The 12646-nt window shown below is 38.5% G+C and carries 11 protein-coding genes; 9 read left to right on the forward strand and 2 right to left on the reverse strand.

Features of this window, described 5'->3' with window-relative positions; all coding sequences use genetic code 11:
- Positions 1–18 precede the first annotated feature (18 nt).
- The gene (locus BHE19_RS19220) at positions 19–897 is read right to left on the reverse strand and encodes an NmrA family NAD(P)-binding protein (RefSeq protein WP_070908450.1); all 879 of its coding nucleotides are present in this window, start codon (positions 895–897) and stop codon (positions 19–21) included.
- A gap of 81 nt (positions 898–978) precedes the next feature.
- Between BHE19_RS19220 and BHE19_RS19225 the strand changes: the two genes are divergently transcribed.
- The 6 genes from BHE19_RS19225 to BHE19_RS19250 all read left to right on the forward strand — a co-directional run bounded on the left by BHE19_RS19225 (position 979) and on the right by BHE19_RS19250 (position 5090).
- Entirely contained in the window at positions 979–1347 is a 369-nt protein-coding gene (locus BHE19_RS19225) for a winged helix-turn-helix transcriptional regulator (RefSeq protein ID WP_017497582.1), read from the forward strand.
- 70 nt (positions 1348–1417) lie between these two features.
- Positions 1418–1855: a DoxX family protein gene (locus BHE19_RS19230; RefSeq protein WP_070908451.1), complete on the forward strand. Its 438-nt coding sequence runs from the start codon at positions 1418–1420 to the stop codon at positions 1853–1855.
- Between the two features lie 286 nt (positions 1856–2141).
- Positions 2142–2384 carry a hypothetical protein gene (locus BHE19_RS19235; protein ID WP_230001086.1) on the forward strand — a complete coding sequence of 81 codons (243 nt, stop codon included), beginning with the start codon at positions 2142–2144 and terminating at the stop codon, positions 2382–2384.
- A gap of 195 nt (positions 2385–2579) precedes the next feature.
- Positions 2580–3416, forward strand: coding sequence for a sulfite exporter TauE/SafE family protein (locus BHE19_RS19240; RefSeq protein WP_017497585.1), 837 nt, complete (start codon positions 2580–2582; stop codon positions 3414–3416).
- 4 nt (positions 3417–3420) lie between these two features.
- The gene (locus BHE19_RS19245) at positions 3421–3810 is read left to right on the forward strand and encodes a DUF1634 domain-containing protein (protein WP_070908650.1); all 390 of its coding nucleotides are present in this window, start codon (positions 3421–3423) and stop codon (positions 3808–3810) included.
- Between the two features lie 257 nt (positions 3811–4067).
- Positions 4068–5090 (forward strand): LLM class flavin-dependent oxidoreductase, encoded by a 1023-nt coding sequence (locus BHE19_RS19250; protein WP_070908453.1) that lies wholly within the window; start codon positions 4068–4070, stop codon positions 5088–5090.
- 126 nt (positions 5091–5216) lie between these two features.
- Here BHE19_RS19250 and BHE19_RS19255 read toward each other — a convergent pair whose 3' ends face one another.
- A complete protein-coding gene (locus tag BHE19_RS19255; RefSeq protein WP_233431403.1) occupies positions 5217–7604 on the reverse strand; it encodes a TonB-dependent receptor in 2388 nt (795 codons plus the stop codon).
- Positions 7605–7814: 210 nt separating this feature from the next.
- On the opposite strand from BHE19_RS19255, the gene BHE19_RS19260 reads away from it, so the two are divergent.
- The 3 genes from BHE19_RS19260 (at position 7815) to BHE19_RS19270 (ending at position 12641) form a co-directional block, all read left to right on the forward strand.
- Complete coding sequence (locus tag BHE19_RS19260; protein WP_070908455.1) at positions 7815–9095, forward strand: acetyl-CoA C-acetyltransferase; 1281 nt, start codon at positions 7815–7817, stop codon at positions 9093–9095.
- A gap of 147 nt (positions 9096–9242) precedes the next feature.
- Positions 9243–10343 (forward strand): hypothetical protein, encoded by a 1101-nt coding sequence (locus BHE19_RS19265; RefSeq protein WP_070908456.1) that lies wholly within the window; start codon positions 9243–9245, stop codon positions 10341–10343.
- Positions 10344–10730: 387 nt separating this feature from the next.
- Positions 10731–12641 (forward strand): fumarate reductase/succinate dehydrogenase flavoprotein subunit, encoded by a 1911-nt coding sequence (locus BHE19_RS19270; protein ID WP_070908457.1) that lies wholly within the window; start codon positions 10731–10733, stop codon positions 12639–12641.
- Positions 12642–12646 lie beyond the last annotated feature (5 nt).

Here is a 12646-nt window from a genome sequence, read left to right on the forward strand (position 1 = left end):
CCAGCTTCTTACTTTTATTTAAAATTTAGCAGCAAATTCTTTTGCAAAATCTTCCAGTTTAATTTGTCCCTCAACAGAACTATAATCGCCTAAAAAATGTGCTGCAATTTTACCGTTTCTAAAACCTGATCCCATTTCGGTATACAATTCAGCAATTTCTTCCGGTAGTCCCGCTTGTTTCATTCCGTCAAGAGATTGTACATCGGTAAATTCTATCCATGGTAAATCTGGTTTTCCAATGGCTAAGCCTAAAGTTTTGGCTACTTCATCCGGAGTTCGCACATCACTTACAATATAACGAATGTTCTTTCCCACTATCGTTTTTAGTAATTCTTCAGACACTGCTGTGGCAATATCTTCAGGATGTACAAAAGGAATTGTAGTGTTAGAAGGATAATTTGCTCCAATAATTCCCGCTCCCTTAATCATTGGAACATCATGGTACAAATTCGTGTAGAAAAAACCCGCACGAAGATACGTAACCGATACGTTCTCTAATGACTCATATAATTTCTCAATATTATGAAGTCCGGCAATTGGACCATTTCCTCCCGGTAAATCTGCACCAATACTGCTCAACATTACAACACGTTTTACTCCGGCGGCTGCTATGGCTTTTGCAAGTGCTTTACCGGCGTCCGTAGTATTGGTAATGATATTAACTCCTCCCATATTAGGCGGAGTCATTGCAAATACAGCATCAGCTCCTTCAAATGCGCTTTGCAAAAAAGCGGCATCACTTACAGAACCTATCGCTGCTTTTGCTCCTGCTGCTTCAATCATTTTTACGCGGTCTGAACTACTACTGATTACTGTTACCTCATGTCCCGAGGCAATAAGTTTTTGGGTCAATGGCTTACCTATGTTTCCTAATGAACCTGAAATTGTAATTTTCATCTCTGTTTATTTTTTTATGTTCTGTAACAAAGGTATATTTGTACTTACTTTTATACAAGTACTTACCCTAAAGTATGCACTATGACCGCCATCAAAGAATCATCGACTATTCAGGAAAATAAACAATATGCTTTAGACCAATGTCCTGTAACTTATGTTATGGAAAAAATTGGAGGCTATTGGAAACCCATTATCATTTACCATCTTTCAGGCGGAAGCAAACGTTACAGTGAACTAAAAAGGGCTATCCCTGCAGTTACCGAAAAGATGCTGATACAACATTTAAAACAGCTCGAAGCCGACCATCTTGTCATTAGAGAAGCTAAACCGGTTGTACCTCCTTTTGTGACCTATAGCTTAAGTCCGTCGGGAAAAGGTTTAATGCCTGTTATCGAAGCTATGGCGACATGGGCCTTCAAGGATAAGGAAGATGGATTTAAGAGTTCTTAAAATAGCTTGGTCTCAAAAATAATCATCAAAGTAGCAGAACATCTTGTTACCTTTACATAAAAAGATCCAAATGAGAAAAATTGGTACAACACAAGCAGGTTTTGTTTTAAGAATTGTTTTAGGAATTACGATGCTCTCTGCAGTTGCCGACCGTTTTGGTCTTTGGGGTGCACCCGGCGCTCTCGGAGTAGCGTGGGGAAACTGGGACAATTTTATTATTTACACCCAAACCTTAAACTCCTTTGCCAGTAAATCCTTAGCAGAAGTATTGGGAGCTTTAGCTACTTTTTTCGAGATTTTGTTTGGTTTGTTTCTCATCATAGGATTTAAAACCCGTTACATTGCTCTGGGAACTGCAGGTTTAATGCTTCTTTTTGCATTCTCCATGGCTGTTTCAGTCTCTATAAAAGCTCCTTTTGATTATTCGGTTCTAACAAGTGCCGCAGCAGCTTTATTGCTTTCTTCTTTGGACAAAACGTATCTCGCTTTAGACAATCGATCCCAATAAAAATTTATAAAACTTATTCAAAATATAAAATCCTCAAAAAATAACTACCTCGAAAAAGGTCAAAACATTCGGCTTTCAACAACCTGCTTACCTCAAATACAAATTTTGTAAATCGCAATACAAATTATATAACAATTCCCAAATCTAAATTCTCAATTTAAACGTATGTATGAAAATACGATACTCCGGAGGAATTAAACTCAAATGGTAATGGTTTTTGGGGCATATTGAGCTTAATAACCTCCCGGGATATCGTTTATTAAATAATTTTAAACGAAGGAAAAGAGTGGAAAAGTTAAATGTCGAGAGATTAAAAAACAGTCTGGATTACTTGCAAAGCAAACAAAGGGAACTAAAAAGGCAAAATGAGGAAGATACCCGAACTCTCGAATCTCTCATAAAGTATTTAAAAAAGGACATGATTGATCAGTATAAATTAACCAAATACGATTTATACATCAAGCAGGATGTTAAGGATACGGAGACTTTTATCAATAGTGTGCAAAAAATAATAGAAGACAACCAGTAAATTCTTCAATCTTAGCGTATCATCAACCTTCAACTTCCCTGATTGTTATTTAAAAATCAATCAGTTAGAATTATTTTGGCATTATTTTTCATCCTTTATATTTTATGATGCTGTCATTTTAGTTTTTAATTAAGAAATAAAAAAGTTCCTCTCCCAATTTCAATTCGTAAATTAGCGGTAACAAAATCGATTCGAATGACAGTACTTACGTTTACCCTGATTATGATTCTCGGTGCTTTTTTAGCAGGTTTTATTGGCTCATTATCAGGTTTAGGTGGCGGGATTATCATAATTCCACTTTTAACAGTCATTCTTGGCGTTGACATTCATTATGCAATTGGTGCAGCTCTGGTTTCCGTAATTGCAACTTCTTCAGGTTCAGCCGCAGCTTATGTGAGAGAAGGAATCACCAACATGCGATTGGGTATTTTTCTGGAAATTGCCACGACAATAGGTGCTGTTTGCGGAGCCCTGCTTTCAACTATTGCTCCTACTTCGTTTATTGCCGTTTTATTTGGGCTTACTTTAATTTTCTCGGCTATCAATTCGCTTCGTAAAAAAGAAGAACATATTGTTTTAGAATCTAGTCCTTTGGCTAAAAAACTAAAATTAGAAGGCACTTATCCCGCACACGATGGCAAAGTTATTCATTACGGAACTAAAAATGTTATAGGAGGTTTCAGTATGATGGGAATTGCCGGAATGATGTCCGGTTTATTAGGAATTGGTTCCGGAGCTTTTAAAGTAATCGCCATGGACAATATTATGAGAGTTCCGTTTAAAGTTTCTACTACCACCAGTAACTTTATGATGGGAGTTACCGCAATGGCAAGTTCTGTCATTTACATTCAGAAAGGATACATCGAACCCGGAATCTGTATGCCTGTAGTGGTTGGTGTGCTTTTTGGAGCGATGGCAGGAGCGAAAGTTCTTGTGAAAACAAATCCTAAGAAACTAAGAATATTCTTTGCCTGTCTCATCTTTGTATTGGCAGTAAATATGATCTATAACGGAATTAATGGAAAAATCTAAGACTATGCAACACGAAAAATTTGGAGAAAAAGATTTTCAAACCATTATCGGAAATTTATTGCGCTATGGCGTCTGGATTTCTTTATCCGTAGCTTTTATTGGTGGAATTGTTTACTTACTGCATCATAGTACAGACATTGAAGATTATTCGGTCTTTCATGAAAATGACCGTAATATCTTTGAAGTAATTTCGGCAATTTATCAGGGTGTAATTCAGGGAAACGGTGAATCTTTAATCTTTTTTGGAATTATTCTGCTTTTTCTAACCCCGGTTTTACGTGTTTTACTATCACTATTTTCGTTTTTACTGGAAAAAGATTATCTGTATGTAGGCATCACCTTAATAGTTATTGTGATTATTCTGATTAGCGTTTCCTTTGGTTTTTCTCATTAATTAATGGCTATAAGCCGTAAGCTTTAAGCTTTAGGCTTTAGGCTTTCTTAATAACAACCAAACCCGACAGGTTTTAAAAACCTGTCGGGTTTACTGAACGATAATACTCTACTAACTGTGATAAGTATTGGGCTGTAGGCTTAATAAGAAAGCATACTGCCTAAGGCTAAAAAAAATAATAACCGCAATAAGTATTGGGCTGTAGGCTTTCTAAAAAAAGCATATTGCTTAAAGCTTAAAGCCTAAAGCTATAAAAAATGGAAATAGGAATTGACAGTTTCGCTTCGGCGATGTATGGAGACCACAATACGCTAAGCAGTGTTGATGCAATGGAACAATTACTCCAAAGAATCGAGCTGGCAGATCAGGCCGGACTTGATGTTTTTGGTATTGGTGAACACCATAAAAAAGAATTTTTAGATTCGGCAACCGCTGTGATTTTAAGTGCTGCTGCGGCTCGAACCAAACGCATTCGATTGTCAAGTGCTGTTTCTGTTCTAAGTGCTGCCGATCCGGTAAGAGTCTATCAAAGTTTTGCGACTCTTGATTTAATTTCAAAAGGAAGAGCCGAAATTGTAGTAGGCCGAGGGTCTTCCATCGAAGCTTACCCGCTTTTTGGATTTAATCTGAATGATTACGATGAACTTTTTAAAGAAAAATTAGATCTCTTACTTCAAATCAGAGACAATGAATTTGTGACCTGGTCAGGAAAATTTCGCCCTTCCATAAATAATCTTCCGGTTTATCCCAGAGCTTTGCAAGAAAAACTTCCTGTATGGCTGGGTGTTGGCGGAACTCCTGAATCATTTATCCGGGCCGGATCTTTAGGGCTTCCCTTAATGGTCGCAGTTATTGGAGGACAGACCCATCGTTTTCGTCCTTTAGTTGACTTGTATCGTGAAGCAGGAAAAGCTGCGGGTTATCAACCCGAAGAACTTAAAGTGGGACTGCATTCACCCGGATTTGTTGCAAATACAACCGAAAAGGCTATTGAAGAATATTATCCCGGTTATGCTGAAGTTTGGACAAAATTAGGCTTGGAACGCGGGTGGCCGCCCGTGACCAAAGCCAAATTTGACGGATTAATTGACGATCAGGGTGTATTGGTTGTTGGAGGCCCTGAACGCATTGCTGATAAAATTTTGCGTCACAGCGAATCACTTGGCGGTATTTCGAGATTCACCTTTCAAATGGACAATGCCGGTCTCACACACACACAACTCATGACTGCTATAGAACTTATTGGTGCAAAAGTGATTCCGCTCATTCAAAAAGGGTAGTTTTTTTTGCCACAGATTGCACAGATTAAAAGGATTTCTTATTTCATAACAACAAAAAAACCCGACAGGTTTCAAAAACCTGTCGGGTTTACTCTTAGAACCTCAGTACCTTAGAACCTAAAAAAATTAAAACTTATACGTTACCCCCACTCTAAAGTTTCTTGGCGCTTCTGTTTGCCAATAGTAAGCAGAAAGCCACTCATAGTAAGATCCGCTGTAAAGGTATTTATCCAGAATGTTAAATACGTTGGCAGTAACTTTAAACTTGCCGGTTTCATAAGATAACCCTCCATCCAGTTTAAAATAGTTTGGTAAGCTTATAGCTCCTACACTCCAACTGTCTGTCTGACGGCCCGCAAGATAAGTCCCTCCTATAGAAGCTCCTAATCCTTTTAACTTTCCGCTTTGAATGCTGTAGTTCAACCATGCATTTGCAGTATGTTTGGCAAAGCCCGGTACAACTGAACCAACTACAATAGTTTTAACTACTGAACTTGTAACTACAGATTCTGTAAAAGCATAATTGGCAATAAGGTTAAGTCCGTCTAATAATTTTCCTCTTACGTCAAATTCAATACCCTGTGCTCTTTTCTCTCCCAAAACAATTTTATAAACATCGTTTGGTCCATTCTTAGGATCAGAAGTAAGCTCATTTTGTTTTACGATACGATAAGCCGACAATGTAGTACTCCATGATCCGTCAAACCAATCTTTCTTAACCCCAAATTCTAAATTATTTCCTGTAAGTGGTTTTACCTGATCTCCATTTTGAATAATTCCGGATTGTGGTATAAAAGCCTGATCGTATAAACCATAAACAGCCAGATTATCAGTCACAGAATAACTAGCTCCTACACGTGGTGTAATATGACTGTCAGATTCATCCGTTCCCCAACTGTTTTGACTAATCCAGGTGTATCGTGCCGCAAGAGTCAATCTCAACCTGTTTTCAAAAAAACCTAACTCATCCTGAATGTAACCTGCCGCATATTTTTGTCCCAATCTGCCTCCAATTCCGGCTCTAACAGAAAGCGGTGTTGCACGATCAAAAGCGGGAAAGCCATTAGAAGGTGTACCGTAATTTGGACTGTAAACATTAAATGGATTCACTGCCGTATCAAGATCATGAGACTGTCCCCAATCTGCCATATAATCTTTATTCCCCAAATCTACACCACTTAATATTTTATGCGTAACAGCTCCTGTATTGAACTTCCCATTTACGAATACCTGACCTAAATACATATTACTTTCTGCATCCCAGATACCCACATTTCTAATAATGTTGCCTTTACCAAGGGTATTTTCACTTGAGCCAACGCTGGCAGGCCATGAACTGTATCCTTGCTGAATGTACTTGAAATAAGAAGTTTGTGCTGTTAGTTTCCAGTTATCATCAAACTTATGCTCAAACATAAAATACCCGCTATGGTCCTGAATATTAGTATCCGGAATACCAGGCTGTGTCAGGGTAAATCCAACCGGCAAAGTAGCATATCCATCAGATTTAGGTCCAAACACATAATAAGAACCTACCTCAGTCATGTTGGCATATTGAAAATTATACTCCGCCGTAATTTTTGTTTTATCATCAATCTGGTAGGTAAGTACCGGAGCAATTACATAACGGTTATTGTGTTCAAAGGAACGGTGCGAACCTCTGTTTTGGGCTGCAGCATTAAAACGGTACAATAACTTTCCTTTTTTGTCCAATTTACCGTCAAGATCAATACTCGCTCTGTAAAAATCATAACTTCCCGCAATTACACTGGCTTCACCTTTTGTCATTCCGGTTGGTTTCTTAGTTACCACATTGTACAATCCGCTTGGATCACCGCTGGAAAGCATAAATCCTGCCGGTCCTTTTACAAATTCAATATGATCGACAAAGCTCATATCTTCCGTAAGTGGCCCCCAGAAAGAAGTAACTACATTAAAACCATTGCGGAACGCCTGAACCTGTGAACCACGCATTTTTATATTGGTGTACAAATCTCCCCAATGTTCGGAGCGTACAGCACCACTCACATTTCGGATTACTCCGTCACTCATACTCACAATCTGCTGATCTTTTAATGTCTGACCGCTCACAATCTGAATATTTTGTGGAATTTCTAATACCGGTGTTTGAAGACGTAAGGATAAAGAAGGCTTGTCTTGCTTGTATTTGTTTTTAGTAATCACCACTTCGTCCAAATCTTCCTGGCTCTCCGCAAGCATGAAATTTTTAGTTGTCGTTTGCTTTGATGTCACCATAATTCTGTCTTCAACGGGACGAATTCCAACTGCACTGATGCTGATAGTATAACTGGCAGGCTTAACATTTTTAATTTCGTACTGTCCGTGTTCGTTCGTAATAGCACTGTATCTTGTTCCTCTAAGAGCAACAGAAACACCTTCTGCCGGTACATTTCCGGTTAAAGAAACCCTTCCGGTTACTTTTCCGTTTTCCTGCCCCATCATCACTAATGAGTTTAGAAAAATCAGAAAAAATAAAACTTTTTTTATTCTCATGGTATTCATAATTATTTGTATTGGTTTTTATTTCGCTGGCAAAAGTAAGGGCTAAAACATCGTTTTGCAAATTATTTTTAATTATTCTAAATAAATATAATTAAGAGTCAAATCGTTGAATATCATCCCAAGACCTATTATTTTAGATTTTAAATCCTTCAATAGTAAATAACTCTGCTTATCTTTAAGGACAAAAACACCAGCTGAGTTATGAATCACACAAACACAATCAAAAAAGTAGCTATTGTGGGATACAACCGTATTCCGTTTGCAAGAGCTAATACCGCCTACGCCGAAGTTGGAAATCAACAAATGATGACCGCCGCTCTCGATGGTCTTGTGACCCAATACAATCTGAAAGGAAAATTAATCGGCGAAGTTGCCGGAGGGGCCGTAATCAAACATACTTACGACAATAATCTAATGAGGGAATGTGTCCTGAAAACAACACTCGATCCCGCTACTCCAGCCTGCGATTTGCAACAAGCTTGTGATACCGGAATCGAAAGCGCCATTTATATCGCTAATAAAATTGCATTGGGACAAATTGAATGCGGAATTGCCGGAGGTGTTGATTCTATAAGCGATATTCCGATGGCGGTGAGCGACAAATTTCGAAAAATTCTACTCCATGTCAGAAATGCAAAATCAATTACTGAAAAAATAAAGTTCTTTTTAAAAATTCGACCTGGAGATTTGGCTCCGCTGGTTCCCAAAAATGAAGAAGTTCAAACCGGACTTTCAATGGGAGGTCACACCGAAATCACTGCCAAACATTACAAAATCTCTCGGGAAGATCAGGACAACTTTGCACTTAAAAGTCATCTCAATATGGCGAAAGCCTATGATGACGGCTTTTTTAACGATATGATTACCCCCTTCAACGGACTTGACCGAGACAATAATTTAAGAAAAGACAGCACGCTGGAAAAATTGGCCAAGCTAAAACCAGCCTTTGACAAAATCAACGGAACCTTAACGGCAGGAAATTCAACTCCGCTAACGGATGGCGCTTCCTGCATTCTTTTAGCCAGTGAGGAATGGGCAAAAGAACATGATCTGCCCATTTTAGCTTACATCACCTTTGCTGAAATTGCTGCCATCGAATATGTCAAAAATCAGCAGAATCTTCTATTGGCTCCTTTGTTTGCTGTCAGTCGCATGCTTGATAAAGCAGATTTGACCTTACAGGATTTTGATTATTATGAAATTCACGAAGCTTTTGCCGCTCAGGTTTTAGCCACTCTGAAAATCTGGGAAAGTCCTGAGCTAAGTGCTCAAATTGGACTTCCTAAAACCCTCGGAGCAATCGATCGCGAAAAACTAAATGTGAAAGGAAGCAGCCTCGCAGCAGCACATCCTTTTGCTGCCACAGGAGGTCGTATCATTGGTGTTATGGCTAAACTGTTAAACGAAAAAGGGTCCGGACGTGGGCTGATTTCCATCTGTGCCGCCGGAGGACAAGGCGTGACCATGATAATCGAAAAATAATTAATTCCTATCGTTGTAAGCAACAAACTGGACAGGTTTTAGAAACCTGTCCGGTTTATTATTTTAAAAAATCAAAACTGTAACAAAATCGAAAAAAAAGTCTCTATAGTATAAAAAATGCTAATCCATTAATCCAAACATTGCTATATGAGAACTTTAAAACTTACCACTTTACTCATTTTCACTTTCTTTTCATTTTCGAAAATAAATGCTCAGACCACTCCAAATGACAGTATAAAACTGGATTACACTAAAATCTACTCGTTGGCTTTAGATGGCAATCCAAAATCAGCTTTGCCGCTATTAGAAATCGATACCAATAAAAAAATAGCTGATAAGGACTTAAAATTCAAAACCAACTTTGAAAACCGATTTAAGTTTGCAGAAGACAAAAGTGATTTTCTGGAAACCCGAAAATCAAAAATAGATCAGTTATTAAAGATATACAGAGATTACTGGCGTTTCTCTTTCCTAAACAAAGAAAAGAAAACCGATACACTGATCCTGAAAAACGTTTCGAATTTTCTTAAAACGAATTTCCCGTCTGCCAAAAACCTAACGCTTAATGAAGACAGCATCAATGTGTATCAAAAAAAATACATCGCAAGTTTAGGCTATCATACTACCGGATTCGGAAAAACAGGAGGTTTATATGACTTACTGGTTTGGAAAACAGAAAAAGACACCATCTATAAAGTTACTTATGATGGAAAAGAAACTCCAATTAAAATCTATTTTATGGATGATTTTGTCACCCTGGGCTGGAGCGAATATGCTACTCTGGGACGCTATTATCCTGCGGGCTGGGCTACAAAAGAAGCTTTGTTTTGCGTAAAAAAAGCCTATGACTTAAAATCCGAAAACTTTAGAGTAAGCTACATTGGTCACGAAGGAAGGCACTTTGCCGATTATAAACTATTCCCAAAATTAAAAGGTGTTGGTTCTGCCGATCTGGAATACAGAGGCAAATTAACTGAAGTTTCTCTTTATTCTCAGGAAGGTCTGATGAAACGATTGCAGTTTTTTATTAATACCGGAAACTATGATAGCGATAATGGTCACTCAATTGCCGCTTATTGTGTGATAAGAGATTTATCAAGAGTTTTATTTGGAAACGATTTCGAAAAGGACATCAACAAATGGAAAGCAATTCCGGCAAGCAAAATAAATGAAGCTGCTGCTAAACTCCTCGCCGAAAATACAAAGGCACTTGAGAAAATACCGAATGTAGAGAAATTCATCAAATAGTACTTACATAAGATATGAAAAACATTTAACACATAGAAACATAGATTTGAATTCTAAAGAGAGGGTACAAAAGACAAAAACATTTCTTTCGTCCCGATGCATCGGGACATTTTATTTAAAGTGCAACGTCTTCTGTTCCGTTCGAAAACCTATGTCTCTATGTGTTAAAATAAAACCACAGAAATAAACCCAAAACCAGAAAATCAGCTAAAACACTTTAAATCAACAAACTAAACTCCTAACCTAATTATTTTTGAATTGTAATAAACAGTTCAAATAATAGTTTTTTCTTTACAAAAAACCATTTTTTTATAGTAAATTAGACCTCCTTTTAAATCAAGTCACTTATAAAATTTGTGTATAAATTCATTTTAAACTAAAATAAAAATGATTGACTCCAAAATACCCGAAGGTCCACTAGCCGATAAATGGAATAATTACAAAGCAAAAGCAAAGCTTGTAAATCCAGCCAACAGAAAAAAACTGAACGTTATTGTTGTTGGAACCGGACTTGCAGGTGCTTCCTGCGCAGCGTCTCTGGCTGAACAGGGTTATAATATTCAATCGTTTTGTTTTCAGGATTCTGCCCGACGTGCCCACTCTGTGGCAGCACAAGGAGGAGTTAACGCTGCAAAAAACTACAAAAACGATGGCGACAGTACTTTCAGAATGTTTTATGATACCATCAAAGGTGGTGATTTCAGATCGCGGGAAGCCAATGTATATCGTTTGGCTGAATGTTCCGCACATTTGATCGACCATGCTGTGGCGCAAGGCGTTCCTTTTGCCAGAGAATATGCCGGATATTTAAACAACAGATCTTTTGGAGGTGTTCAGGTTTCGAGAACCTTCTACGCACGCGGACAAACCGGTCAGCAGCTTTTATTAGGTGCATATCAGGGATTGTTGCGTCAGGTATCCTTAGGAAAAGTAACGATGCACACCCGTCATGAAATGCTGGAATTAGTAATTATTGACGGAAAAGCAAAAGGCATTATAGCCCGAAATCTCGAAACAGGAGCTTTAGAACGTCATGTTGCCGATGCAGTTGTACTGGCTTCAGGAGGCTACGGAAAAGTATATTATCTTTCTACACTGGCTATGGGCTGCAATAGTTCTGCCATCTGGCGAGCACATAAAAAAGGCGCTTATATGGCCGGAGTAAGCTGGATTCAGTTCCACCCTACCTCGCTTCCACAACACGGAGCCAACCAATCTAAACTCACTTTAATGTCAGAATCTTTGCGGAACGATGGTCGGATCTGGGTTCCGAAAAAAGCCGAGGACGCACGAAATCCCAATACCATTCCCGAAGAAGAACGTGATTATTATCTCGAACGTCGTTATCCCTCTTTTGGAAATCTGGCACCACGTGATATTTCATCGCGGGCGGCTAAGGAACGGATTGATGCCGGACATGGTGTCGGACCAATGAAAAACGCTATTTATCTCGACTTTTCAGATGCTATAAAAGCACAGGGGAAAAATACTATTGAAGCCAAATACAGTAATTTGTTCGCCATGTATGAAAAAATTACCGGTATCAACGCTTACAAAGAACCTATGCTAATTTCTCCCGCTGCCCATTTTACTATGGGTGGGCTTTGGGTCGATTATGAATTAATGACCAGTATTCCCGGGCTATTTGCTTTGGGGGAAGCCAATTTTGCCGATCATGGCGCTAACAGACTCGGAGCGAATTCTTTGCTTCAGGCTTGCGTAGATGGCTATTTTATTGCTCCGTATACGATTCCGAATTATTTGGCAGGAGAATTAAACGCTCCAAAAGCAACCATCGACCACCCCTCTTTTGAAGAAGCCGAAAAATCCGTGAGAACGCAGCTCGATCGTTTTTTAAATAGCAAAGGCACCCTTTCAACCGATCACTTTCATAAAAAAATTGGACGATTACTTTATGAAAAATGCGGTCTTTCGAGAAGCAAAGAAAAACTGGAAGAAGCCATTGAAGATATAAAAGCCCTGAAAGCTTCTTTTGAAAAAGATTTACTGATCACCGGAGATGATACCTTAAACAGTGAACTCGAAAAAGCCGGAAGAATTGCCGATTACATAGAGCTGGCCGAATTAATGTGTTACGATGCTTTACAAAGAGAAGAATCTTGTGGAGCTCACTTTCGCGAAGAATACCAAACTACCGATGGTGAAGCAGTTCGAAATGATAATGATTTCTGCTATGTTTCAGCATGGGAATGGAAAGGGGAAGCCAAACCGCCTGAATTGCACAAAGAACCTCTCGTATTTGAATCGGTTGAACTTGCAGTAAGAAGTTACAAATAATCAAA

Source organism: Flavobacterium tructae, from assembly GCF_001853485.1.
GTDB lineage: Bacteria > Bacteroidota > Bacteroidia > Flavobacteriales > Flavobacteriaceae > Flavobacterium > Flavobacterium tructae.